The organism is Mycobacterium sp. IDUB_17 (genome assembly GCF_055419465.1).
In genome coordinates, this window is the sequence record NZ_JBVAXS010000003.1 from 764,814 (window position 1) to 790,440 (window position 25,627).

Consider the following 25,627-nt stretch of genomic DNA (forward strand, 5'->3'; position numbering starts at 1 on the left):
CGCCGCGAATCGCACTGCGCTGCAGCATTACCGGGACCGCGCCGATCACATCCGGACGAAGCTCGACCAGTTCGGCCGGGCCACCCGTGAGGAACATGCGTTCCTGGGCCGCGTGGACCGGCTCGACCTTGCGGTACGGAAAGCTGATGCCGATGCTGTCCGGGCAGGCCTGGACGCGCCGCTGGTGCTGACCTTGGACACCTCGGCATTCAACGGCGGCGGCCACGCCGTCATCAGCTTCGGCGCCGACCCCCACCACGCCTCGAGCGTCACCTGGCAGACCGCGCGGGGATCGATCGAACAGTTGGGCACCGTGACCGCCCGTGCCTTGGACGGGCTGCAGGCCACCGGGCTGCAGGATTCTGCTGCCATAGCGTGGATCGGCGCCGATACCGGGGCGCTGCATCAGGACCTGGCCGCCTTCCATACGACCCGCGAATCGTTGGGTGAGGCAGGACCGTTCGCCGGTAATCACGTGGTGACCCAGGCAGACTCACGGACTCTCGCAGACCGCTCCGGAACTCAGGTGGTGGCTCACCGGGGAGCCTCCCACGACTTCCCGGAGCAGACTCGGGCCGCGTACACCGAAGCGCTGCGGCAGGGCGCGGACGCCCTCGAATGCGATGTCCGGCTCACCAAAGACGGTGAGTTGGTACTCATCCACGACAAGACCGTGGACCGGACGTCGAATGGCACCGGTCGGGTCGGCGATATGACGCTGGCCGAGTTGCAGGCGCTCGACTACAACGGCCACGGCATCCTGACCCTCGACGAGTTCGTCCAGTTGGCGCTCGACGCCGACCAGCCGGTGCGGCTGTTCATTGAGACCAAGCACCCGGCGCAGCAGGGATGGAAGATCGAGCGCCAGGTCGTCGAGGTTTTGGAACGCCACGGGTTGACCAATCCTCGCCCGGACCAACAGGTTCAGGCGGCGGTGATCTCCTTCTTCCCCGACGCGCTGCTGCGGGTCCGTATGGCCGCGCCTCACCTCCCCACGGTCCTGTTGGGCCCGGCGGCCCGGTATCTGGCCGGCGCGGTCGGCGCCAGTGCGATCGGGCCGTCGATCGGTGTGCTGCGGAGCAACCCCGAACTCGTCGGCGCAGCGGCCGCGCGGGGACTGGCCACCTACTGCTGGACGGTCAACAACGAAGCCGACGTGCAATTCGCGCGGGACCTCGGCGTGGACTGGATCGCCACCGATCACCCGGGCCGAACCGACACGTTGCTCGGGGATGCTCCGTCACAGCAGCATTCCGGCCCGGTGCCTGACAGCGTCAGCAGCACGGCGGAAGCGGTTGATCGCCAGGCGATTCAGCAGATGGCCGACGATGCCTTGTTGCGGCGCATACCGCCGGTGCGGCCCGACGAGCTCCGTAATCCGATGGGGCCGGCCGAGGAGGCCTCAGCACGCGCGGCCAACAACGCCCGCTGGTGGTCCGGACTGACCGAAGACCAGCGCAGCGCCCTCATCGAGACCTACCCGCAGCACATCGGCAACGCCGAAGGCATCAGCGCGGCGGACCGTGACCACGCGAACCGCAATGTTCTGCAGCAGATGCGGGAACAAGCGGATGCGGTCCAGTCGAAGGCGGATCGCGGGGAGCGGTTGACGGGCGCCGAGCGGAAGTTCCTCCGCCGGATGAACAAGCTCGACCTCGCATTGCGCAAGGCCGCCGTCGACGCAGCGCAGGCCGGGGTGGACGGGCCGCTGCTGTTGGCCTTCGACGCAACAGAATTCGGTGGCGACGGACGCGCGGTGCTGAGCTACGGTGCCGACCCGTACACCGCGGACTCGGTGTCCTGGCACGTGCCGGGTGTCGGCACCACGGCGGATGCACTGCTCGGCTTCAACGCCATGTCCGCGCTCAACCACCTGCAGGCCGTGCAGCAGGAGAATCCGGGGATGTCGGCGGCCTCGATCGCCTGGGTCGGGTACGACGCCCCGAGTGGCTGGAACATCCTGCGTGCCGCGGGCCACGCCATGGCCCGCACCGGCGGCGACATCCTCTACAGCGACATCATGGCGTTCAACGCCGCCCGCGACACGCTCGCCGGCGACGGCAGCCACTTCACCGGCAACCACGTCTTCGGGTACTCCTACGGATCGACGACCACCGGATACGCCGGTCAGAACGGCAGATTCGCCGGTCAGGTCCGCACCGTGTCCCTGGTCGGTTCACCCGGAGCGGGCCCGGTGCGTACCGCCGGTGAGTTCGGTATCGGCGCCGACAACGTGTTCGCCGCCTCCTCGTCACGCGATGTGGTCACCGCTTTGGGCGGGCGCAGCGCCGGCTCCAACGGCCGGATCTTGGGCATCGGCCTCGGTACCGATCCGGCGATGGATTCCTTTGGCGCCGTGCGGGTCACCGCCGAGCCGCCGGCGTCGATGAACGGGTTGCTCACGGGCGGCACTCATCACGCCTACTTCCTGAACACGGAGGCGACGACAAACCTCGGCCGTATTGCTGCCGGGCACCAGGACCGGGTCGTCCATGAGCAGCACCGCACCGAGCTGGGCCGGAGTCGACACGCGCCGGGGCTGCGCACCGTCGAACCCGCCGGAGATCGGTTGGGGGGACGGCGATTCTGGAATGCACTGTGGCGCCGGCCTCCCAACTGTGCGGTCACGGTCGCCGAGGAATTGACCTCGTTGTTCGGCCGGAAGTTCGGCTTGGACGCCACCCCGTCGCGGCGCGGTGTGCCGGCGCGCGCATTGCTCCAGGCCGTCGGCTCCGATGCGCGGTTCGCGACGTACGACGAGATCGAGGCAACACTGCTGGGAGATCCCACGCTGAGGGTGGCCGTGGTGACGTCGCAGTGGACCGGCGGTCGGCAGGGCGGTCACGCCTACCTGGCCGTCAAGGTCGACGGCCAGGTGCAGCTTTACGATCCGCACACCCGGAAGTACTCACCATGGCCACCACATTGGGGTCAGCCGGCGGTGAGCCAGACCGCAGTCGGCTACCTGCGCGCCAACGGCGATCCGGTCGGCCCAATGGCCGTGGATATGCCGCTGCAGCTCGACGCTGCCGATGCCGTTGGAAATGTTCAAGGCCCCCAGCGTGATCCGGACTTCTCCCGGCAGCAGGCCGAGTACCGTGCGCAGAACCCGGCCACAAGACTGGTCGATACCCGCTATGCCGAGCCACTGGGCGACGTGGTCGACAACGCCTCCGACCACGCCCGGGTTCGCAGGCTCGCCGAGGACCTGTCCGGGAGATACGGGCCGTACCGCATTGCGCTCCGCGCCGAGAACCTGACCGACGAGGTCATGCTGACCGGTGAGATCTTCAACGGCGACACCAAGATCGGGACCGTCCAGCGGTCGTTCGCCAGGGACGGTGAAGGCAACCTCGTCGCTTATCACACCGGCCTGGTGATCGACGACAAGCAATTGCGCGGCAAGGGATTCTCCAAAGCCCTGACCTCGGAGCTGGAACGCTTCTACGTGCACTCGGGCATCGACCGCATCGAGCTGACGACCCACGACAAGGGTGCTTTTGCCTGGGCCCGACGGGGTTACGCCTGGGATCCCAGTACACGTCAGCTCCAGGAATCGCTCGACCGGGTGAAGATGTCGGCCGGCCAGCTGCGTGAGACGGTCAGTGACGAGGCCAAGGCCGTCCTGGATCAGGTTGTCCAGCAGCTGGATCCGGCTAACCCGCGATTGCCGGAGCCCATCGACCTGGCCAATTTGTCCACCACCGCTGAACCTGATCTGGGCCAACGCCTGCTGGACGGCACCGGGGCGGTGCGGGGCCGCAACGGGGTGCACTACGTCAAGTACCTGGACTCCGCCCCCGCCACTCCGGCGCGCACCGGCCTCAAGGGGTGGCTGCAGAACCTGCTCGGGCGCGACGTCGCAACGCGCGCGGACGCCGACGGTAACTGCGCATACGGCGTGGCCGGCGAGCTGTCGAGGATCTACCCCGGGCATTTCGGCCTGTCCGTCGCACCGTCGAGCACCGGGGTACCCGCTTGGGCGCTGTTCCAGGCGGCACAGTCCCGCTCCCAGTTCGCGACCTACGCCGACATCGAGACCGAACTGCTGGGCAGGCCCGCCGGGTCGTCGGCAATCGTGGTGTCGCGCTGGGCGGCCGGTGGTGAGCGTCAGGGCGGACACGCCTTCCTCGCGGTTACCGACGGACAGCGCGTGCAGCTCTATGACCCACGCACCAAGAAGTACTCGCCGTGGCCACCGTACTGGGGCGACAGCGCAGTGGACCGCACCGCCGTCGGCTACCTCGACGAGAACGGAGAGCCGGTCCACGCGATCGGCGATGAGCCGGTACAGATCTCGCTGCACGCCGCCGACAGCGTCGGCGACGTGCAGGGTGATCCGGCCGCCGCTGATTTCCTGGCAGCTCAACAGGACTATCGCGACCAGGACCCCACCACCCGCCGCGTCGACACCCGGTATGCCGAACCGTTGGGTGAGATCGTCGACAACTTCGATGCCGACCAGGTACGGCAGCTGGCCGCGGACCTCTCCGGGGTCTACGGCCCGTACCGCGTCAAGATGTTCCGGGCGATCGCCGATGAACGGACCGGTGAGGTCATCGTGGGTGGCGCGATCATCAGCGGTGACGAGGAAATCGGTTTCCTACAACAGACCTACATCCGCGACAGTGAGGGCAGCCTGGTCGCTCATCAGAACGTGGTGGACATTCCCGACAAGCATTTCCGAGGCAAGGGCTTCTCAAAAGCGTTCAGCTCTCAGTTGGAGCACTATTACCTAATCTCGGGCGTCGACCGCATCGAGCTGCGTACCGAACAGGACGGTGGCTACGCCTGGGCCCGACAAGGATTCAGCTGGAACGCCGATCCGGCCAAGTTGCAGGCATCGGTCGACAACGTCAGGAATTCTGCCCTTCGCTTGCGCGATCAGGTCAGCCCCGAGGCGCGAGCGGTCCTCGATGACATCGTGCAGCGCCTTGACCCGCGGCACCCCCGCCTGCCGGAACCCATCGATGTGGCGGCGCTGGCCACGGTCGAGGAACCGCATCTGGGCCGCGACGTGTTGGCCAACACGTACTGGAGCGGCGTCAAATACTTCGGTGCCGCCGACGCCATCGGCGATGTCCAAGGGCATGTGGACGAGTCGAATTTCGCTCAGCGACAACAGCAATACCGGTCGCAGGAGCCAGCCACCCGACGGGTGGACACGCGCTTTGCCGAGCAGTTGCGGGAGGTGGTCGACAGCTTTGACCGTGACGACGTCCACCAACTTGCGGAGGACCTGTCGGGGCTTTACGGGCCATACCAGGTCGAATTCTCGCCCGAGCGCATCATCGGCGGCGAACGCTTCGAGCTCTACGGTCTGATTCGCAGTGGGGATACCGAGATCGGCTATCTGACCCGGCAGTTCTCGCGTGACGACGACGGCAACCTCGTCGTAGAGAACAAGATCATCAGAATCGAAAATGACGAGTATCGCGGGCGCGATTTCTCCAAGGCGCTGACCTCGGAGCTGGAGCAGTACTACGTGCGCTCCGGTGTCGATCGAATCGAGTTGGTGTCCAAATGGCAGGGCAGCAACGCGTGGTCACGCCGCGGCTTCACCTGGTCCCCTGATCTTTATCATCTCGATCAGTCCCTCGATCAGATCAAAGACGCCGCGCGCCAACTCCGTGACCACGTCAGTACCGAGGCTCAGGCGGCTCTTGACGAGATCATCGCGCGACTCGAAGTCGATCACCCACGGCTACCCGAGCCGATCGACCTGGCGATGCTGGCGACCTCCGACGAACCCAAGTTGGGCCGTAAGTTGCTCGACAACACCTCGATTCACTTTGTGAAGTATCTACCCAGCCCGGCGGTTGTCGACGCGCACGCGTCTGAGCCGAACTGCGCGTACGGGGTCGCCGACGAGTTGACGGCGCGCTACGGGCGCACGTTCCAGATCGACGTCGAACCCACCCGCACCGGCGTCCCGGCCCGGGCGCTGTACGAAGCCGTCGGATCCGGATCGCGCTTCGCTACCTACGACCAAGTAGCCGAAACCCTGCGGCAACTCGGTGACGGCTCGTCGGCGGTATTGACCTCGCGATGGACGGGCGGGCGCAGCGGCGGACATGCCTACCTGGCGGTCAACGACGGTGGTGAGATCTACCTGATCGATCCGACGACTCGAGAACGCTCAGGGTGGCCGCCGCATTGGGGTCAAGGCGCAGTGGACCGCACCGCAGTCGGCTATCTCGACGCCGACGGTGAAGCGGTGAACCCACTGCACGATGTTCCGCTCCGGCTCGGAACCGCCGATGCAGTCGGCCATGTGCGGGGCGCTCCCGGTGAAGCTGAGAGCGGGCCGGCCCGGTATCAGTCCCCGGACGACGTCGAGCACGCCAGATTCAGGGACCGGATCGGGGAGTTGGATTCGACCGCGCTGTCCCCGGAAGCGATCGCAGATGCGATTTATCGGCCGGTGCCGATGGACAGCGTCACCGGCTTCTACGAGGGAAGGATCTCCGGGTTCAAGAGCGGCGAGGTGATGCGGGCTCAGCAACATGTCGCCGACACGCTCGACAACGCATATTTCGTGTCGGCCGACATCGCCAACCTGCGGGGTCTCAATCAGGCGTCCGCGGACCGGAATGAAGCCAACGCCCACTTCGCCGCTCTGGCAGGCATTTTCCATGCCGTGCTGGCGGAATACGGGGCTGACGTGGTCCCGATGCGGGTGGGCGGCGATGAACTGAGCGCGGTTGTGGTGGGCGACATCGACCAGGAGACCATCGATTCGGCGATCGCGACGATCCGCGCCCGGGCCCACGAATACGCTCAAGCACACAACCTGGCCGACATCCCACATCCGAAACATCCGGGCCAGCCCGAGTTCAACGGCGTGGGGCTACACGTCGGCTACGCCGAAGTGCTACCCGATTTGGATATCGCCGACATCTTCGACGCCGCGGACCTCGGCGTTGACCGCAGCAAGACGAGGAGGACGGATGTCGCAGGAAGAGCGGGATCAGCGACTGGGCCTGACGGGGCTGACACCGGAGCAGCGCGAGAAGCGGATCGAGGAGCTGGAACGCGAACTGGCCGCGAAACAGCAGGCGGCGAGGGAGAAACTACAGGCCGCACGGGCACGGAAGGCGAATCCCGAGGACCGCTGACTGACCGGGTTCGCTACCGGCAGCCCGAGGAAGTCAAACGCGCCGCGTTCCTGAAGGAGGCGGCTCGAATTCGTGACGCGCGCCCGGAGGAGCTCAACGCCCGCTACGAAGCTTTGTACGAGCCGCTCCTCAGAGACGCAGTCTCGGGTTTCTACGATGGCCGCGGTCCAGCATTCAAAACGGGCGAGGTGGCGCGGGCCCGCCAGTGGATCTCGGAATCCGGTGGAGCCGGCTACTTCGTGTCGGCCACGCTGGACAATCTCTCGGGTCTGAATCAGCACACACAGAACCGGGCTGAAGTCGCCAACGCCCACTACCGTGCGATCACCGAGATCTTCCGCTCCGAGATCGAGGGGACCGGGGCGGACATCGTCCCGATGCGGAGCAGCGGTGACCGATTCGACGCCGTTGTCGTGGGCTCGATGATCGACCGGGCCGCCCTCGATGCCGCGTTGGCCAGGATCGACAGCCGCGTCGATGCATACGCTCGACAGCAGGGCTTGGCTGACATCGCGAATCCCTCGGACCCGGGCCAGCCGGGTATTCGCCTGCGATTCGGCTACGCCGACGTTTCATCGAGTGATGTCGCGGGTGTCGTCGAAATCGCCGAAGGGCGGATGTTCGGACGCGAGGGCATCGAAGACCAGGCGCGCGCGGAGTATCGGGCACAGGACCCGCGCACGCGCAGGGTGGACACGCGCTACGCCCAGCCGTTGGATGAGGTGGTCGACAATCTGGACCGCGACGAAATCCGCCAGCTGGCCGAGGACTTGTCCGGTAGATACGGTCCGTACCGCGTCGAGTTCGACGGAAAGATCCTGCTCGGCTATCACAAGGTCGTTCTCGAAGGCGTGATCCTGCACGGCAATACCGAGATCGGCACTGTCGAGCGCACGTTCTACCGTGACGATGAGGGCAAGCTGGTTGTCTACAACGTCATCGTGACCGTTGACGAGGACTACCGCGGCAATGGCTTCTCGAAGGCGCTGACCGCAGAACTGGAGCGCTACTACGTAAGGTCCGGTGTCGACCGCATCGAGCTGCTGTCGGAGTGGCACGGCAGTAACGCATGGGCCCGTCGCGGATTCACCTGGGATCCGGACCTACACCGGCTTAACGAGTCGCTTCAGAGCGTCAAGGCCAATGCACACCGAATGCGAGATTACGTCAGCACAGAGGCACAGGCGGTCCTCAACGATGTCGTGGCCCGGTTGGAACCAGGGCACTCGCGGCTACCCGAGCCCGCCGATCTGGCTGCTCTCGCGACTTTCGCCGAACCCAAACTGGGACGCCAACTGCTGTACCGCTCCACCATCCGCTTCGTCAGGTATCTCGAAGGTTCTGGACCGGCATTGGATTTCTCTGCGAGACAAGAGAACTACCGCACCCAGGACCTGACCACGCGTCGAGTGGATGCCGGTTACGCCGACTCGATGGGCGATCTGATCGACGGCCTGGACGCGGCGCGCGTCACGCAACTGGCTCGCGACCTCTCCGGAACCTACGGGCCCTACCGCGTGGAGTTCAGAGGGGAAGCCGAAGAGGACGTCTTCCTGTCCGGCATGATCCTCAACGGAGATAACGTCATAGGCAAGATCGCCTACAGTTTCTTCCGGGACGGTGACGGACTGCTCGTCGCACATCACGAGGAAGTGCGGATCTTCGACAACCAGTTCCGTGGTCAGGGATTCTCCAAGGCGTTCTCCGCGGAACTGGAGAGCTACTACCGACGCAGTGGTGTCGACCGGATCGTGTTGGTGGCAGAGGAAGACGGCGGCAATGCCTGGGCCCGAAGGGGTTTCACCTGGGACCGAGAGCCGGAAAGACTGGCCCGGTCGCTCGGATCGGTGAAGGACGCCGCTCAGGTACTGCGGGAGCAGGTGAGCCCCGAGGCCCGGGCCCTCCTGGACGAGATCATCGCTCGGCTGGAGCCTGATCATCCTCGGCTGCCCGAACCGATCGACCTGGCCTCGCTGGCCAGTGCGCAGGAGCCCGCGCTCGGCCGTCAGTTGATGACCGACACCGGTTGGTTCGCCGTGAAGTATGTCGGCGACGTCTCGGCTGATCCCGTACGTGTGTTGGGCCTACTTGACCATCAGCCGGGAACGCTCTCGGAAGGCCAGGCAATCGCGGCGTTCAGCCATGGTGAACTCCGGATGCGTGAGTTCAACGAACAACTCGCCGAGGCCGGAGTCAGTGCCGAGACACGGGCCCGGCAGCTCTCGGAACTACGGAACTCGTTGCGCACCTGGGCTTACCAGTTGATGAGCAATCAGGTTGCCGCGGAGTTCCTGTCGCGCATCACGATCAACCCGACATTCGAGGACCTGGTCACCCGCAATGCCGAGCGCGGCCTCACCGGAGACGCGATCTTTGAAGCGATCATCGACAGCTCCACCCACAGCCGCCTCGAACCGGGCAGCCTGTCCGACATCGAAACCGGCGCGGTGTACTCGCAGTTCGAGCTCGGACTGCGGGCCCTCAACGAGCAGATGGTCAGCGACGGCCTCAGCGCCGAGGATCGGGCCAGAACTCTGTCGGGCCTGCGCAGTTCGCTGCGCGCCTGGACGCGGGAACTGATGGAGAACCGCTCGGCGGCGGACTGGATGGCGGCCAACGAGAGCAATCCGTCGTTCGAGGATCTCGTCGCCCGCTACGAACGCAAGGGACTGTCGGGCGATGCCGTCTACGAGGCGATCATCGACGGCGCCACCCACAGCCACTATGCCGCCGGGACCTTGACCGATGAGCAGACCCGGACCGTTTACACCACCTATGAGATGCGGATGCGTGAGCTCCGGGACCAGCTCCTGCGCGACGGCGTCGGCGCCGAGGAACGAGCCAGGACGATGTACGGGATGAGAGCGACCATCCGCACCTGGACGCGTTCGCTGATGGTAGACCGGGAGATGGCCGAATGGCTGAACGCCAACGAGCCGAACCCGACCTTCGACCAGCTGGTAGAACGAAATCGCGCCAAGGGCCGCGTCGGCGATGAGATATACGAGGCCATCGTCGACAGCTCAACCCGTAGCCGTGGCAGTGTGAACGCAGGTCTCGGTATCGATCCGGACAATCCGCCCGATCTGCCGCCCATGAGGGGGCCCGACGACGACGGCAGTCCACCGGATCAGGATCAGGAAGAGGACACGACATGACCGAGCATCAGCGGTTCACGCCGCTGCGCTACGACCAGTCCGGGCTGCGCGGTAAGCGCGCGCACGTGCTCGTCGACGAGCCCACCGACGAGATCGACTGGCCCGCCGATCTCCCGGCCGGGATAAAAAGCGTGGTCATCGTGGATGACGCTCCGAACCCGCACCACACGCTGAGGGTGCACCCGACCGACGACCCGGACCGGGTGGCGTTGGTGGTTTTCGACCAGTTGGCGCTGTACGAAGGCGACGAGGAGTAGGCATGGACCCGCGACGGATTGAGCTCAACCGCAGGCACAGCCGGGAGATGGGTGCGCTGTTCAACCAGTTCCTGGACATTCATCCAGACGTCGAATCCGAGGTACACGGCGCCCAGATGACGCCGGAGCAGGACGCGGCGTGGACGTCATTCAGCGCGGAGCTGCTGGCCCGCCACCAAGCCGAGCGCTCGGCACTGGCCGACGAAATCGAAGCCGAACAGCAGAGTCTGGGAAGGTAGACGCAATGGAAGCGGCACAGGCAATCTCGTTGGTCACAGACTGGATCAGGTCCCGGGGGCTCGACTACCCGACCGAAGGTCTGGCAGCCGATCGCTTCGACAAGGGCTGGAGCGTGTACGCACCGGTCGAGATCGACGACAGCGATCCGATGGCGTTCCTGGACATCCCGGTCGGGCGGTCGATTTTCCTGGTGGGCGACTCCGGGCGCATCGAAGAGGTGTCGTCGTCGATCCCTCCTCAACAGGCACGTGACCAGTTCGCCGCACAGGAACCTGCGCGCCCGGCCAACGGTGCCGCCGCGCCGAACAACTCCGCCTCTGACGAGGCGGCCTTCATGGCCGAGTTCGAGCGCCAGTTCAGGTTGGCCGCAGCCGACGACCCGTCCGCGATCGCCGACTTCACGATCGTCGGCGAGCCGCCGGCACCGGTGGGCGGCGCACCCAGCAGCGCGGACGCCGCGACGGCCGAGGAGGCGTCCCGCCTCATCGACTCGATCGTGCAGCAGCTGGCCCAGATCGGCCCGGAAGGCTGGGACGAATTCTCCGCGGTGTTCGCCTTCACCGTCACCTCCCAGATCGCCCAGTTGCAGTTCTGGGCCCATGACCGTACCGGCCTGGTTCCGGTGCCGCAGTCGATCGCCGACCTGGTTCGCCAACAACGTGAGGTCTCGGCCCGCATGAGTGCCGGACCGTGGTGGCGGCTGCTGTTGAACGTCACCAATCGTGGCGAGACGACGGTCGACTACGACTACGGCGACGAGCCGTTCCCGGACGACCAGATCGTGGCCGCCGAGCACTACCGCAACGACCTTGATACCTATCCGCGCGCGCAGGTACCGGTGTGGCTTGCCGGGTATACCGCCGGGCCCGACGCGCAGGGGCGCGATGCCGCCCAGGCAGCGGCCGCGGCGGACGCCGACAGAGCGGCGGGTCGCACGGGCGTCGTCACCGACCAGATCCCCCCGCTTCCCGACCTGCTGGCACGCTGGGCGGTGCTGTCGGCCGCCTATACCGGTGTCGGATCGGGCTGGGGTCCACGGATCTACCCCGGTTACGCCTGGTTCGAGAGCGATGCCCGCAGCGGCGCGACGCTGTTTCTCCTGCCCGGTGACCGCGCGGTGCTCTCCGGCGGAAAATGGAATTCCGAGTTGCTGGAGGCTGCCTACAACGGCGGTGGTCCGCTACCCGATCTCTACGGCGGAGCCCCGGCGTGGGTCAATGACTCCGTGTTGAACACCCGAAATCGCAACGGGCTGTTGAGTTTCTGCTTCTGGTGGGCGAACGGTCAGTGGTATCGAGGTACTGCCGACACCTCAGGTGAACTGGATCTATCGGTGCCGGCCATCTGGACACCGGAGGCCACCGTCGCCGGCATGGTGACTCAGGCCGGATCCGCGACAACGCAAGCGTGCCAGGCTCTGTTGGAGGTCGCCACCGAGCGCACCGCCACGGTCGACGACGTGGCGGCAGTGTTCGACGAGCGCCCCGACGCACAGGTGTATGCCGCTGCCAATCAGCTGAGTTTGGCCGGCCTGCTGACTTAGAACTGGCGGGTAGCTGAACTCTCGGCGAACAAGGCCGTCTGGCATGGCGGTCTGCGGTAACGCGCAATAACGTGAATTGCGATGCTGCATAGAATGTTTCGCCGATGGGGGATCGGGTGACCCTGCAAATTCCCGGCCCGCTGCAGTGGGTGTCCTACCTCGTCGGCTCGCAATGGCCCAAGGGCGACGAGGATGCCATGTACCGCATCGGCGGGGAATGGGGCGATCGCGCCGAACAATTGACGGAGCTGATACCCGAACTGAACCGGATGCGGGCCAGTACCAGTGCTGTGCTGCAGGGCGTGACGGCAGGCGCCGCGGACGGTGAGTTCGCGTTGCTGTTCGACGGGGAGGCATCCGTCGACAAACTCGCCGAGGCGATGGCGGCCCTCGGCACGCTTGCCGAAAGCACCGGCAAGAACATCGAATACACCAAGTTGCAGATCTTGACGTCCCTGGCGATCGCGGCGTTCGAGATCTCCTGGGCACTGGCTCAGACCTCGGTGACCTTCGGCGCATCGGCGGCCGAGATCCCCATCATCGAGACGACGACATCCGCCGCGATCCAGCGGATGGTGTCGGTGCTGCTCAAGGATGTCATGACCGACCTGGGCAAGGCGATGACGAAGACGACGGTGCACCGGATCATCAAGAAGTCCGGCGTCGAGGCGGCTGAGGCTCTCGGGCAGGAGCTGTTCATCCAGAACGTCCAACAGTCCAAGGGGCATCAGAACGGGTTCGACTGGAACCGCCTGGGAACCGTCGCACTGGCCAACTCCGTCGGCGGTGCCACCCAGGGCACCGTCAGCATTTACGGTCAGCGCGCACTGGGTAATTCGGCGGTCAAAGGTGCGGCCGTCGGATACGTCGCAGGCATGTCCAAGAAGGTGACCGGAGCATTGGCCACCGGCAGTGAGATCGACCCGGTTTCCGTCCTCGGATCGGTGCCTACTTCAGTCACAGGCGGGGTACGGGGTCGAGCCGCGGCACACAGCGCCAAAGCGTCGACGCCCGATGGGGGCGGTGCCTCGGCTGCCAGTGGGGGAGACGGGGACTAGACATGGACAACGACGCGGCGCGCCATGAACTCATCGATGCGCTGGCCCTCGTACAGGAACAGTTTGCCGATCTCGCCGTACTCGAGCAGGAGCGGGCAGCGTTATCCTCGGCAGCCACCTGCGCTGATGGCACCGTCACGGTGACCGTGGACTGCGACGGCGTTGTCATCCACACATCTGTCTGCGAAACATATTTGGATGAACACGATCTGGTCGATCTCGGACGGCACATCACCGGCGCAGCCCAGGACGCCGCCCGCGACATCGAGCGGAAAATGGCGGATCTATTCGCCCCGCTGGCCGAGCGACGGGAGCGGTTTCCCTCGCTGTCCGACATCGTCGAGGGCGCACCCGACATCAGAGAGCTGCTGTCGATCGCGGTGCCGGTTCCTTGTGGTGACGGCGAAGAAGAACCAGACGACTACCCCACCGTGAGGAGCGTGCGATGACCGTACCGCTGGGCGTCACGCCGGCCGACCTACGCGGCACCGCGCGATACCTTGCCTCTGTCAGCAACGACATGAAAGCCGTGCAATCGGCGCTGATGCAGATGCTCAGCGGTGAAGGCGAAGCGTGGGGGCACGACAAGATCGGCAAGCAGTTCGCCGACGGCGGCAAAGGCTATAAGGCGCAGTTGGACTGGGTCGATGGGTCGATCACAGCGAAGACCGATCTGCTCGACTACTACGCCGCGGGCCTGCACATCACCGCGGATGCGCTGGAACAGCAAGACAAACCCTGACGCCTCACTCTGAGCGACCCGGCGTGAACTGCTCCCCCCGGGCCGGGCGTGCGGGTCCGGGCTGGACAGCCGAGTCAGGCTGCCAGGTGGTGCCGCGCTGCGGAATGCGGCGACGGGACTCGGGCTTGTCGGCCGGCGTGCTCTCGGTCTGCGCCGATTCCTCGTCGGCGCCGACCACCGGCACCGACGCATCGGCGTCACCGATGACGTCTTTACCGTTCTTCTTGCGCCGCAATGCCTTGTTGACCTGATGGCCTTTGCCGTTTTGATCGCCGGCGCGCTGGCCGGCTGCGGGGGAGCCCGCTCCCGGGCTGCCTGCGCCTGCACCCAACCCGGCCCCGGCCCCGGCTGCCGTCGTGGGCATCTTCGCCGCGGCTGTTGCGGGCGCGCTGCTCGGCAGACCACTCGCTATGCCGCGCATCGGAACTCCGCCACCGGCGCCGCCCGCACCCTTGCCGGCGCCCGCACCACCGAGCCCCTGCGGCCCGAGGCCGAGGACACCCTCAGGCGGGCCTCCCAGCCCTGACCCCAGCGGGTTCTGTTGGGCCGCGTTCTTGGCGGCGTCCATCGCCTGGCCCATCGCGTCCTTGGCGGCATTGGTTGCCGCGTCGACCGCCGACTTTGCGGGATCGGTCAGGCTCTTGAGGGCGTCCTTGGTGGGATCAGTCGTGGAATCCTTTTGGTCGATGGACCTTTGGTCGATCGGCTTCAGCTTGTCGAGATCGGTCGGTTTGTTGGGATTCAGCTTGTCGAAGGCCGACTTGTCGAAAGGCTTGATGCCTCCGGGGGTTTTCCCGCCGCCCGGGCTGAACGGCTTGGTGCCACCGGGCCCGCCTGGCCCGCCGGGGCCGGTCGGATCGGTGGGGGCTTCGAACTTCATGTTCGGCAGCGGAGGAAGATTGGGGAAGCCCTGGGCCACCGCTTCGATCGCCGGCTGGTAGGTGCCGTCAAAGAGTTGCACCGCGTCGGTGTAGTCCTTGATCGATTGTTCGACCCGCTCCTTGTCCTTGACCGCGGTGTCTACGTTCACGTACTGGCCATTGTCGAGCCGTAGGAGGCCCTCAGAGTCGAAGTGGTACCTATTGTTGTATGCCACGACCTCGGCATTGACCCCCTGCAAATTCTTTGAATCAAAATCCTTGACCACGTCATCGCTTGCAGAGTTGGGGAAATGGGCTTGGACATAGTCGAATGCGGTATGGAGCACCTTCAGCCGGTCGGAGATCTCTTGCGACGACGGCGTGAAATCGTAGATCGAGGTCTTGGTGACCTGCTTGGAGGCGGCTTCCGCCGCCGTCGCGCTGTCGCCGGACCACTTTCCCTCAATTGCCTTGTCGACTTTGTCCTTGAAGGTCTCGGAATCTTCCTTCAAGTTGTTCCCGTGAGTTGTCCAGGCCGTGGCCAGGGTATCGATCGCGGTGAGGTTCGACTTCAACGTGGACTTTTCGTCGCGGAGTTCTTTGAAGGTCCAGCTCTCGAAGTTGATCTGCTTACCGCCGGTGGTCGCGGCAGTCACCGCATCCTGAACGGTTCGATCTGCGGTCAGCCCCGGAATTTCGTCAAGTGTTGAGGTGTCCGGTGCTCTCTTCTCATCCCGGATGGTGAACTGGTCCATCGCCTTGAGTTTGTCGCCCGCATCGGGATATTCGTTGTATTTTGTGGGCTCGTCGTGCCCCATCAATTTGTTCCACTCCGATGGGGTCCAATTGTGGGAATCCGAGGTGAACAGCTCGCCGCCGAACAGAGCGCCCGTCCAATTTCCGAAGCCGCTCATGGCTAGCCGGACTCATGTTTCTTCAGCGCATTCGCCGCGTCGTGCGCCGTCTTGATGAAATCCTGTGTCTGGGCCAGCTGCTCCCTGACGTAATCGGTCAGCGCCTTGCCCTTTGCGTTGAAGGCGTTCTCCATGGCCTTCGCCAGGTCGTTGTTCGCATTACTACCGAAGTAGCCCGTGGTGTCGTCCAGCGCATTGTCGATGATCGCCTGCAATTTCGCCTCGTAGGGATCGAAGGCGCTGCTCTCGAGTCTCTCGACAGCCCCCGGTTCGAGGTGGAGGTAAAGCTTTCCGTCGGCGGTAGCGGCGTCCAGGCCGCCCCAGGGACTAGTCATGATTCTCCTCTGCCGCGATCGTTACGGTTGTGCTGGATCTGATTGTGCTGCATTGAACGGCAACGTCACCTCTTTCTCGATTCGAAGCAGCACCGCTGCCGAGTTGACGAAATTCCCGGCGGCAAACAGCATGACCAGGTCGCCGGGCTTGGCGATCTTCTGGTTCATCAGATAGGCGAGACTCACCCCGAAGTCCGAGACCGTCAGATGCCCGAACTGTGCCTGGAAGTCACGCAGACCGGGGGCCGGCCGGAGCCGGGCGTGCATGGCGAGGGCGTCGGTCACCTGTCTCGGCTCAATGAATGACGGTGCGAACCAATCGATGTCATCCGGTTTGAGGCCGGCGCGTTCGTAGCATTCGATCACGGTTCCGACGGCTACCCGGAAACTGGCTATTGCGTTGTCTTTCACGGTCCCAGAACCACGTCGGTCATAGTTCTCCCACCTGGCGATCCAATCCGCCAAGGTCGGAAACGTCGGATCGTCGATGCCGCCATCAGTCCTGCCGTGCATCATGCCGGCCGACGGATTGTGCGAACGTGCCGCGGCAGACACGATGCGGGCGAACCCCTCGGTCCGGTTCAGAAGTGCGCAGAAACCGCTGTCGCCCAGCAGGGAACCTTCGGTCGCCGGGCTAGCCGCATACTCGTGCCGGTCGAAGTAGAAGATGCTGTCGCCACCGGTCACCATCGCGTTGTCCCCGGCCCAACCCGCCTGCAGCACCGCATCGGCGAGCATCACGCCGTACAGGCCACCGGAACAGAACTGCCGGATCTCGGTCGCGGAACCGGCGGATGTCCTGCCCAGCACGGACTGTTGGAGTGAATTCTGTATCGGCCAGAAATGCTCGCCCTGATACAGGGTGCCGCAATGGAAGGAAGCGGCCATGCTGTCCGCCGCCGCGGTCAGCGCGGTGCCGTCGATCTGTCGCGCTGCGTTCTCCACCATTTGATGAACGGACTGCATCTCGGCCGCTGCGGTCGCGAGATGCTTCGGGCGACCGGCGCTGTCCGTGCCACCGGGTATGTACGTCGAAACCGCACTAAGGTACGCCATTGAACTCTTGTTCTGTTCGCGCTGCGGCGAGGCGTTCCTCCGCCCCCTTGACGTGTGCAGCCTCGATCTTCTTGAAGGCGGCCAAGGCATTGGGGACCGTGGCCGGAATGATCTGGAACGAGCTGATGCCCTCGTTCACCAGGTAGGCGCCGTCGTCGGCGACGTTGATCAGCGTCAGGTGATTCGCGTTGCGCAGCGTGTAATCCTTGGTGAATTCCGAGGATCCGGACAGCAGTACCGAACCGGTGATTCGCGAGTCGCGCAGCACCTGCTCGGGAGTCTCGTCCTCGAACTGACCGTCTTTCCGCGGTCTGCTGCCGGGCGGGTAGTCCGGCAGGGCCTCGAGGACCACCTGCGGGAAATCCACGTTCACGCACCCGATGATCTGGACGTCTTCGCCGAAGATCGTCTCTCTACCGGGGTCTTGGGTGATGACTGCGCAGTATCCCGACGCTCCGATAACACCGAACAGGCGATACAACCGCGCCCCGGTGCCGTCTTCGATCTGTCCGAACCCCTGCAGCAGGAACACCGGCGAGCGCAGCGCGTCGAGTATGGCAAGTCGAGTCTGCGTCATGCCGGCGCGCTGACGGGCCAGGGCGGTCTGCCGATCGGCCTCGAGTTCGGTCTTGTACCGCTGCTTGCTGTTTCGATATGCCAGGGGGAGCGGCAGCCGGTCGAGGCCGACCACCTCGCATAGGCATCTGAAGTCGAACCCGCTCATGAACCACGGTTCGACGTCATGGCGTAGCGGGGCCACTTTATCGGTGATCACGTTGAGCCCCTTTCGGTCTGGCAGTTGGAAATCGGACGCGTAAGCGGGCCCGGTCGCGGTGGAGCCGTCAACCGAGCCCGCCGACGAACGGCTGTGCTAGAAGCCGCCGGCAAGATGCCTGTCGAGCGCCGCCGCGTCTTCCTGCGACTGATTGCCCCCGGACCGGGTCTGGGTGATCTCGTTGAGGATCGCGTCCATCTGCTGCAGGATCTGAGTCTGCTTCTGGTGCAGCGTCGCCGCGGCATCGCCCTCGTAGACGCCCTGCAGCGCGGCGAACACCTGGCTGACTTCCTCACGCATCTGCTGCGCGTTGTTGGTCATCCCCTGAATGTCGTCCAGGGACGCGTAGTTGGCTCCGTACTGGTACCGAATGCTGTCTGTATCCATGGATCAAGCCCTTTCGATGTCTGGCCGGCAACTAGTCAGCGTCGTGGCTGACGAGTGCGTTGATGTCGGACTTTCCTTTGTCGACGATGTGCTGCAGGTTGTTGATGACGTAGTTGAAGTCTTCGTGGTGCTGCGTCATGATGCCGCGAAACTTGGCGGCCTTGCCGCCAGTCCACGAGCTGGCGGTCATCGACTCGGTTTGGTCGAGGATCTGGGAAGCCAGCCGCCGGACATCCATCATCTGTTTGTCGATGTTCTCGATCTTGCTCTGGGCTTCCGCGGGCGTCAGATGGAGCGTCATGCCTTACCTCTCTTTGTCAGACCCGGCGCGAATCGCCGGACGGTGGTTGAGAATTCGCTGGTGAACACGGAGCGGATCTAGCAGTCCCCCCATCTGTAGCCGGACAGCTCGACAAGCTGGCCGATGGCCTGCCTGATCGTGTGGTCCGATCCCGGCTTGAGGGTGGTCCACAACTGCCCACTGGGCGAGGCGCTCGGGGCGCCCACGATCCGTCCCCGCTTGGTGTAGAAGATGGCGACCGCCCCGGCAGAACGTGACACGCGGTCCACGTCGTCATCGAGTGCGTAGTAGACGATCTCGGCGAAGGCCAGCCGTGCGGCCAGCGCCGAGCCCAGCATCATCGCGGTTCGGGTGTCGGCTCCCAGAGCCCGGATCCGGTCGGACAACTCGGTGGGTTCATGGGAGTCCGACAGTGCCTGGGCGACCTCGGTCAGCGGCGCGCCGACGGGACTGATCTCGGCCGGGACGGCCGCGGGGAGGCGACGCAGCAGGGCACCGGTGGCGCTGGAAAGGTTTGCGCCGTCGTCGATCAGGTCCAGGGTGATCTCGTCGCCGACCCGGCAGGCCGAGACGCACTGCGTGCCATGGCGTACGACCGTGACGCGGGCCAGGCCATCGGGGGTGACCAGGCGCATCGCGAGCTCACGATCCGGCCTTTGCAGTGACTCCACGACCACGGCGAGTTCGGTGCCGACCTCCCCGGCGGACAGTAGGCCGCGTTCGGTCATGTTCCGGGTGGCCGCACCGGCTGCCTCGGCCCGTGCCGTCCCAGTGGGGTGCCGCGGTCGGAGGTCCAGCACCACTGGTAGCGCCTGGACTCCGAGACATGCTGCCAGAACGTGCAGTTCGTCGTCGGTGACGACGAACTGGGGAGCGAGCGAGGCCGTCATAGGTTGAGCCCCCGGTCCACGCCGATCACCGGAGGAGTGACCCAGCGGTTGTCCACCTGCTCAAGCGTGCGCTCGGGTTCGTCGGCGAAGCCCTCGCCGGCGGGCATCTCGGGTGCGGCCAGTTCGTCGAACACCGCGGTGTCGGGACCCCAACTGACGTTCGACACCGTGAACGGTGCGTCGTTCTGCTGCGCGGTGGGAAGCCAGGACTGTCCGGCATCGGAAACCCCGGCACCCGGTTCGCCCGCCCCGTCGAGAGTTGCCGCAGGCTGCACCGACTCGTAGTCGCGGCTCTGGTCGTTACGGCCCATGGCACCCATCGGTGCATAGGGCGCCCCACCCATGCCGGTGCCCGAGGAGCCTCCGGCACCGATGAATCCGGTCTTCTGCAGCGCCTTCGGGTCAGCGCTCGACTTGACGCCCGGTGCGAACATGGGGGCCAGCGGCGGTGGTGGCACCGCCGCAACCCCGCCGGAGGCACCGCCGCCACCGCCGGGTGCGCCGTCGGTGCCCTGTTCGGCCTTGAGCGCATTTCCTTTTGACACCTGCGGAGGCAGAGGCTGCTCCCACGGCTGGGCCAGCGGAGCAGCGGCCTCCTCGTACTGTTGCATGACGGCCGCGGCGTTGGCCGCATCAGCGGTGGCGGCCGCGTCGAACTCGGCGAACATCCCGGTCAGGACGGCCCCGTTGTACGCCGCCAGCGAGGCCATCATGTCCTGGGCGGTCTTTGTCTCGACGGCCTCCGCCACGCTGGGCATCGCGAGTACCGCCACCGTGTTCGCGACCGCGGCTTCCTCGGCGCGTTGGCCGTTGCCTGCTGCGCTGAGGCTGATCGCCTGCAGCCACTGGCCGAACTCTTCCAGGCGTTGCGCCGCCGCGCTGGAGGCCTGGCTGTCCCAGGCGGTCCGCAGGCGTGCCACCAGCTTGTCGAAATCAACGGAGACATTTGCCAATTCGTTGGCGACCCGGATCCAGGCCGCGCCGGCACCGCCGACCGATGACGGACCGGGCCCCTCGGTGAGGTCACGAGCCAGCTGCTCGGTGCTGCGTGACTCCCACGCAACGTCGGTGAACCCCACGCCCAGCAACCTCCCCTCGCGAAACAGAACCGGATGTACGTGTGACGGTCAGGCGGAGAAGTCCTCCGAGGCGGCAATGTTGGACGAATGGCCGCGCAGTGTCGCGGCCACCTCGTGGACCTCGGCCATACCCTGATCGGTGGAGGTGCCGAACGAGGTGTGGACCTCGTTGAGAGTCTGGGCAATTCGTTGTGACACCTCGTCACGGGCCGACGGGGTCACCGTGAGGTTGGGCGCCTCGTCGGTCATCACCCGCTGAACCCGGTTGGCGAGTTCGTCGAGCTGGCGGCTGATCTCCTGCACCTCTGCGGGCTGGATGGACATTCCGTCGGTGTCGGCCATGACCGTTCTCCTTGGTTGGGATGACTAGATCCGGAGTTCGACGTCCGGAGGCTGATACGGGTCGGCCTCCCCGAGGACCGGGGGTGCCGCAGTGCCGAGATCGCCGACGATCTCGCTGCCCTGGTCGGTGGTGTGCAGGAAGGACGCCGACGTGTGGTTGTTGCCGGACGAGGCGTTCGCGCCCTGGCCGGCGCCCATCGCCCCCATGGGCGCGCCCCCCATCATGCCGGGCGAGCCGACGCCGCCGACCCGTGGTGCAGCTGATTGTGATGGGGCGCTGGCACTTTCGGCCTGAATCATGGCCGACATCGGTAGCGACCGGGGCGCGGGCGTTCCGCCGCCCCCGATTCCGCCGCCGACACCGCCGGTACCCATTCCCCCACCCGCGAGCGCAGGGTCGCCTTCACCTTCTCCCAGAGCGTCGGCGGCCGGGTCCATCGGATCGATCGCGGGATTCGCGGCGTTCTGACTGGCCGCCGACGCCGCGCCGGTGCCGGCCTGCACTCCCGCCTCGGCGCCTTTGATCGCCATCGGCATCAGCGGGGCCAGGCCGGCCAGCGACGAGGCGCCCTCGGGGGCGGCGGTGATGCCCACCGGTGCACCGGCCGTGGTGACCTGGGCGGCCTGGGTGGCGAGCGAAGTCTGCAGCTCCGTCATCACCTCGGCAGTGGTGGCAATTGCCTTGTTGGCAGCGGCGATTGCCGCGGCCCACCCCCACGGGAAGATGATCATGGGCCCGATGGCCGCGATCGTCGCGGCGAACTCGGTGATGATGGCGATGAGCCGGACCCTGGCCTGGCCGACGTTGGCGGCGGCCGCGGTCAAACTGCTATTCAGGGCTTCGGATTGGGCACCTACCTCGGCCCCGTTGGAAATGGCGGTCGTGGTCTTGGCCGCCGCGGCGGTACCGGACGCGCCCTGCCAGGCGTCGCCCGCCGAGCTGACCGACCTCGCCATGGGGCCGCCGGTGGCCTGGAACATCTTGGCGATGGCCGGCAGCATCGTCGTCGGATCGACCCCTTCGAACATGCCGCTGCCCAGCGTGCTGAGCGCATCGGTGACCGGGCTGATCAACGCACTCGGATCCATCGGATTGGCGGGTGGCTGCTGTTCGGGTTGGCCTTCGGGCGGCGGTTCTTCTGCCGGCTTTTGATCCGCAATTGGCGGCAAACCCAGGCGGTCGAGAATTTGTTGGACTGGCAAATTCAGAAAGTCTTGCAGATTCTGTTCTTGAGCAGCGATAACCGGTGTGGCGTCGTAGCCGGGAATGCGTTGAGCCAACTGTCCAACGGGGGTTACCGGCTGGGGAGGCAAAACTGTGGGCATATGGCGTCGGGCCTAGGCGTCGTCGTTGGACAGGACGGCGGACCGAGCGCCTTCGGTGGCGGCCCCGGTGGCGGCGTGCACGCCGCCCACGAGCAGTGTGCCGGCCAAATTATTGGCTTGAGCTGGGCCGAATGCTGCCAGATAGACCGCTCCGATCGGGCCTAGGGCGGCGGCCGCGGACATCAGCATCGCCGCTGAGTCGGCCGATCCGGCTGTGGTTATCGCGGATCCGGCCGCCTCGTTCGCGGCTGAAAAGGTGGCCATCCCCGAAGGTTGGGCGGCGAAAATATCGCTCATCGTGCTAATACCTTTCCAGCTGGAAGCGGGGCTGTGTGGGCACGAGACCAATAAACTATAGCCGCGCCTGCCGTCCGCAGCTAACTGAATTTTCCGCGAATAATGCGTGTAGATCGTTCGTTTTGGTAATTAGCGCAATGGCAAAAATTGCTGATCACGGTGATTTTGGATGGTTTCTGCGTGCACGCTGGGAAGGAGCTGTCGTCGGGTGTTTGCCGGATTGGGCGGCGATGTGGCGCGAGTGAATCATCTTGTGTTGAAACCCAATCCATGTCCCCGCGCTGATATTTGCGGGTAACGCCCTGTGCGGTAACCGATTCGAATATCGACAGCGAACGTCAATTTTCAGCGCTGATAGCGGACTGTCAGCGTGAAACCCGCACGGATGGCAGATGAGCGAACCCTAGGCGCGTGGTTCGAAAGCGCCGCCGTCCCACCGCGTCAGCGGAGCCTGGTTCAATTCCCGCAGCCGCTGCGCGAATTCCTGGGACAAGAACTGCTGGCGGGCCGTCGCCACCTGCGCGGCAGCGCCTGCGGTTTCGACGATGAGCTTGGCCAGCGCGTCTGCACCCAGCTTGTGTGCGGTGGGTCCGAGCCAGAGCCCGGTCATCGCGCCCATGCCGTCGACTTCGGCGCTGACGTTCCCGTCACGGCTGGTGACCCGCGCCGAAATCGATTGGCAGTGCTCATCCATGGCTTGGACGAGATCACGTTGCTTGCGGATGCGGCTGATGAGGGAGTCGGCGAGACCGGTCACACTGACCTGCCCCAGGTCGTCGGGAGGTGGTCCTCCTCGCCCAGGACCTCGTCCTCGGCGCGGCCCAACTCGTCTTCGGTCGCCAACTTCAGTGGATCGATGACCGATGCGCTGTAACCCTTTTCGGCCAGCTCGCGCCTGCGCTCGACCTGGGCGCGCGCCGCTGACAAACGGCACAGCGCCAGGATCTCATCGGCCAGTTGTGCAGGCGGTTTCTTCAACTCGACGGCGTCGAGGCGTAGCGCGACCGGCAGACCGCGTTCGGTGGTGCGCACCGTAATCGTTCCGCCAGCTGACTGCACCGGCTGTGCCATTCTGCTCAACTTAGTACACTCGCGGGCGGATCGCGGCTGACCGTGCAGTGAGGAGATGTGTCACCTCCGATGAGTGGATCTACCGATGCGCAGCGGGTTTTCGATGCCGGGGTGCTGTCGCTCGGCATTCCCATCGACGGGTTGGAGACCGAGCGCGACCTGCAGTACGCGACGCTGGCGTTCCGCCGGGCCACCGAGTACGACCCGGACATGTGCGATGCGTGGTTGGGCCGCGCGGCCACCGGAGACACGAGCCCCGAGGTCGTCTACCACCTCTACCGCACCAGCACACTCTCGTTGTTCCGTGAACAGCGCCGACTCGGGCTGCCGCAACGGGCATTGAGCGGACGCTTCCAGACCGGCCTGTACCTCGACTACCCCTTGAGCACCAAGACCGAGATGTGGCTTGCCTACGCGGCCAGCATGATTGGCGCCAGGGATTTCGACGAGGCCGAGCAGGTGCTCGACAAGCTGGAGCAGACCCTGGCGGCGTCGGACGGTGATACCGGCGAGATCTGTGCGTATATGCGTGGGGTACTGCATTTCACCACGCAGCGCTGGCCTGACGTACTGAGCGCGTTGAGCAAGTCGGGATCGTTCACCGACAGCTACATCGGCGCCGGCGCCGATCTGATGGTCGGGTCGGCCTGCGCGCAGATGGGATTGTTCGGAGAGGGCATCCGGCGGCTCGACCGGGCGATCGAGGGGCCGGTTCCGGGAGCGCGGCGCGCTGCGGAATTCTGCAAGGGGCTGACCCTGCGGGAGATGGGCGAGGAGCAGGACGCCCGGGTGATCTTCGAACGGATCTACAGCGAGGACCCCGGATTCGAGGCGAACGCCGCGGCGTTGGCCGATCCGAAGTACCGCCTGGTGATCACCTCGAAGGAGATCGTCGACTCGCGCTCCGACCGATGGGATCCGGCCAGCGTGCCGTCGGCAGAAGACCTGCTGGCGGACGATCTCTCAGAGCGCGGCAACGAATACCTGCGGGCAGCGCAGGAGGAGCTGGACCGGCAGATCGGCTTGTCGGAGGTCAAACTTCAAGTAGCCAAACTGAAGTCGGCGGCGATGCTGGCAAAGGTCCGCGGGGACAAGGGGCTCAGCTCCGCGGCGCGCAGCCTGCACCTGGCGTTCACGGGACCGCCCGGGACCGGCAAGACCACGATCGCCCGGGTGGTGGCGCAGACCTACTGCGGGCTGGGGTTGCTGAGAACACCGAACATCGTGGAGGCCAAGCGGCACGACTTCGTCGGCCAGCATCTCGGTAGCACGGCGATCAAGACGACCGCGCTGATCGACTCGGCAATGGACGGGGTGCTGTTCATCGACGAGGCCTACACACTGATTCAGACCGGGCTTTCCGGCGGCGACGCCTTCGGTCGTGAGGCGGTCGATACCTTGCTGGCCCGCATGGAGAACGACCGCGACCGCCTGGTCGTGATCATTGCCGGCTACGACGCGGAGATCGATCGCTTCCTGGCCTCCAACGATGGTCTGGCGTCACGGTTCACCAAACGTATCCGGTTCGGCTCGTACGGCCCCCACGAACTCGGGGACATCGGAAAGCTGGTCGCACGCACGAGGGATTCGGAACTGTCTCAGGCCGCCCACGAGGAACTCGTCAGCTCGTGCGTCGGGCTGTGCCAGAGCGAGGCGCTCGATTCGACGGGACAACTGCGGCCCGGCATCGACCTGGCCGGCAATGGCCGATTCGTGCGCAACGTGATCGAGGCGGCCGAAGAGGAACGGGAATACCGGCTCAGCGAGGTCCACGGTACGAACCTGTCGGAACTCGATGAGACGCAGCTGATGCGGATCGAATTGGCCGATATGCAGGCGGCACTCAAACAGGTGCTCGGTATGACGGCATCGAGTTGA

The 25,627-nt window shown here is 65.3% G+C and carries 21 protein-coding genes and 2 pseudogenes; 10 read left to right on the forward strand and 13 right to left on the reverse strand.

What is annotated here, in order from left to right; genetic code table 11:
- Nucleotides 1–478 precede the first annotated feature (478 nt).
- The 9 genes and pseudogenes from ACZYZ7_RS16635 to ACZYZ7_RS16675 form a co-directional block, all read left to right on the forward strand.
- Nucleotides 479–1,231 (forward strand): annotated as a pseudogene (locus ACZYZ7_RS16635) (glycerophosphodiester phosphodiesterase); the annotation flags it as partial.
- A 528-nt stretch (nucleotides 1,232–1,759) separates the two neighbouring features.
- Nucleotides 1,760–2,260: pseudogene (locus ACZYZ7_RS16640) on the forward strand (alpha/beta hydrolase); the annotation flags it as partial.
- Nucleotides 2,261–5,728: 3,468 nt separating this feature from the next.
- Nucleotides 5,729–10,276, forward strand: coding sequence for a toxin glutamine deamidase domain-containing protein (locus tag ACZYZ7_RS16645; protein ID WP_463741425.1), 4,548 nt, complete (start codon nucleotides 5,729–5,731; stop codon nucleotides 10,274–10,276).
- The gene (locus ACZYZ7_RS16650; RefSeq protein ID WP_463741348.1) at nucleotides 10,273–10,533 is read left to right on the forward strand and encodes a DUF7161 family protein; all 261 of its coding nucleotides are present in this window, start codon (nucleotides 10,273–10,275) and stop codon (nucleotides 10,531–10,533) included. Before ACZYZ7_RS16645 ends, ACZYZ7_RS16650 begins: the two co-directional genes overlap by 4 nt.
- Before the next feature lie 2 nt (nucleotides 10,534–10,535).
- The gene (locus tag ACZYZ7_RS16655) at nucleotides 10,536–10,772 is read left to right on the forward strand and encodes a hypothetical protein (RefSeq protein ID WP_135459207.1); all 237 of its coding nucleotides are present in this window, start codon (nucleotides 10,536–10,538) and stop codon (nucleotides 10,770–10,772) included.
- 5 nt (nucleotides 10,773–10,777) lie between these two features.
- Nucleotides 10,778–12,316 carry a hypothetical protein gene (locus ACZYZ7_RS16660; RefSeq protein WP_463741349.1) on the forward strand — a complete coding sequence of 513 codons (1,539 nt, stop codon included), beginning with the start codon at nucleotides 10,778–10,780 and terminating at the stop codon, nucleotides 12,314–12,316.
- Nucleotides 12,317–12,420: 104 nt separating this feature from the next.
- A complete protein-coding gene (locus tag ACZYZ7_RS16665; protein WP_450072324.1) occupies nucleotides 12,421–13,374 on the forward strand; it encodes a WXG100-like domain-containing protein in 954 nt (317 codons plus the stop codon).
- 2 nt (nucleotides 13,375–13,376) lie between these two features.
- Nucleotides 13,377–13,823, forward strand: coding sequence for a YbaB/EbfC family nucleoid-associated protein (locus ACZYZ7_RS16670; protein WP_450072325.1), 447 nt, complete (start codon nucleotides 13,377–13,379; stop codon nucleotides 13,821–13,823).
- Nucleotides 13,820–14,116, forward strand: coding sequence for a hypothetical protein (locus ACZYZ7_RS16675; protein WP_135459201.1), 297 nt, complete (start codon nucleotides 13,820–13,822; stop codon nucleotides 14,114–14,116). Before ACZYZ7_RS16670 ends, ACZYZ7_RS16675 begins: the two co-directional genes overlap by 4 nt.
- 4 nt (nucleotides 14,117–14,120) lie before the next feature.
- On the opposite strand, the gene ACZYZ7_RS16680 is transcribed toward ACZYZ7_RS16675, so the two are convergent.
- The 13 genes from ACZYZ7_RS16680 to ACZYZ7_RS16740 form a co-directional block, all read right to left on the reverse strand.
- Nucleotides 14,121–15,890, reverse strand: coding sequence for a hypothetical protein (locus ACZYZ7_RS16680; RefSeq protein ID WP_463741350.1), 1,770 nt, complete (start codon nucleotides 15,888–15,890; stop codon nucleotides 14,121–14,123).
- A 2-nt stretch (nucleotides 15,891–15,892) separates the two neighbouring features.
- Nucleotides 15,893–16,225, reverse strand: coding sequence for a hypothetical protein (locus ACZYZ7_RS16685; RefSeq protein WP_463741351.1), 333 nt, complete (start codon nucleotides 16,223–16,225; stop codon nucleotides 15,893–15,895).
- A gap of 21 nt (nucleotides 16,226–16,246) precedes the next feature.
- Nucleotides 16,247–17,173 (reverse strand): 3-oxoacyl-[acyl-carrier-protein] synthase III C-terminal domain-containing protein, encoded by a 927-nt coding sequence (locus ACZYZ7_RS16690; RefSeq protein WP_463741352.1) that lies wholly within the window; start codon nucleotides 17,171–17,173, stop codon nucleotides 16,247–16,249.
- A gap of 94 nt (nucleotides 17,174–17,267) precedes the next feature.
- Entirely contained in the window at nucleotides 17,268–18,056 is a 789-nt protein-coding gene (locus tag ACZYZ7_RS16695) for a hypothetical protein (protein WP_135459192.1), read from the reverse strand.
- A 96-nt stretch (nucleotides 18,057–18,152) separates the two neighbouring features.
- Nucleotides 18,153–18,443: a hypothetical protein gene (locus tag ACZYZ7_RS16700; protein WP_135459190.1), complete on the reverse strand. Its 291-nt coding sequence runs from the start codon at nucleotides 18,441–18,443 to the stop codon at nucleotides 18,153–18,155.
- A gap of 31 nt (nucleotides 18,444–18,474) precedes the next feature.
- Complete coding sequence (locus ACZYZ7_RS16705; RefSeq protein ID WP_055118232.1) at nucleotides 18,475–18,744, reverse strand: WXG100 family type VII secretion target; 270 nt, start codon at nucleotides 18,742–18,744, stop codon at nucleotides 18,475–18,477.
- Nucleotides 18,745–18,821: 77 nt separating this feature from the next.
- Nucleotides 18,822–19,634, reverse strand: a complete 813-nt coding sequence (locus tag ACZYZ7_RS16710) for an ESX secretion-associated protein EspG (protein ID WP_463741353.1) — start codon at nucleotides 19,632–19,634, stop codon at nucleotides 18,822–18,824.
- Nucleotides 19,631–20,713 carry a PPE domain-containing protein gene (locus tag ACZYZ7_RS16715; protein WP_463741354.1) on the reverse strand — a complete coding sequence of 361 codons (1,083 nt, stop codon included), beginning with the start codon at nucleotides 20,711–20,713 and terminating at the stop codon, nucleotides 19,631–19,633. Before ACZYZ7_RS16715 ends, ACZYZ7_RS16710 begins: the two co-directional genes overlap by 4 nt.
- 48 nt (nucleotides 20,714–20,761) lie before the next feature.
- Nucleotides 20,762–21,055 (reverse strand): PE domain-containing protein, encoded by a 294-nt coding sequence (locus ACZYZ7_RS16720; RefSeq protein WP_135459183.1) that lies wholly within the window; start codon nucleotides 21,053–21,055, stop codon nucleotides 20,762–20,764.
- 24 nt (nucleotides 21,056–21,079) lie between these two features.
- Nucleotides 21,080–22,258, reverse strand: coding sequence for a hypothetical protein (locus ACZYZ7_RS16725; protein WP_463741355.1), 1,179 nt, complete (start codon nucleotides 22,256–22,258; stop codon nucleotides 21,080–21,082).
- Nucleotides 22,259–22,393: 135 nt separating this feature from the next.
- Entirely contained in the window at nucleotides 22,394–22,678 is a 285-nt protein-coding gene (locus ACZYZ7_RS16730; RefSeq protein WP_135459179.1) for a hypothetical protein, read from the reverse strand.
- A gap of 403 nt (nucleotides 22,679–23,081) precedes the next feature.
- Nucleotides 23,082–23,435, reverse strand: coding sequence for a YbaB/EbfC family nucleoid-associated protein (locus ACZYZ7_RS16735; RefSeq protein WP_450072332.1), 354 nt, complete (start codon nucleotides 23,433–23,435; stop codon nucleotides 23,082–23,084).
- The gene (locus ACZYZ7_RS16740; RefSeq protein WP_463741356.1) at nucleotides 23,432–23,749 is read right to left on the reverse strand and encodes a hypothetical protein; all 318 of its coding nucleotides are present in this window, start codon (nucleotides 23,747–23,749) and stop codon (nucleotides 23,432–23,434) included. Before ACZYZ7_RS16740 ends, ACZYZ7_RS16735 begins: the two co-directional genes overlap by 4 nt.
- A 69-nt stretch (nucleotides 23,750–23,818) precedes the next feature.
- Between ACZYZ7_RS16740 and eccA the strand changes: the two genes are divergently transcribed.
- Entirely contained in the window at nucleotides 23,819–25,627 is a 1,809-nt protein-coding gene (eccA, locus tag ACZYZ7_RS16745) for a type VII secretion AAA-ATPase EccA (RefSeq protein ID WP_135459173.1), read from the forward strand.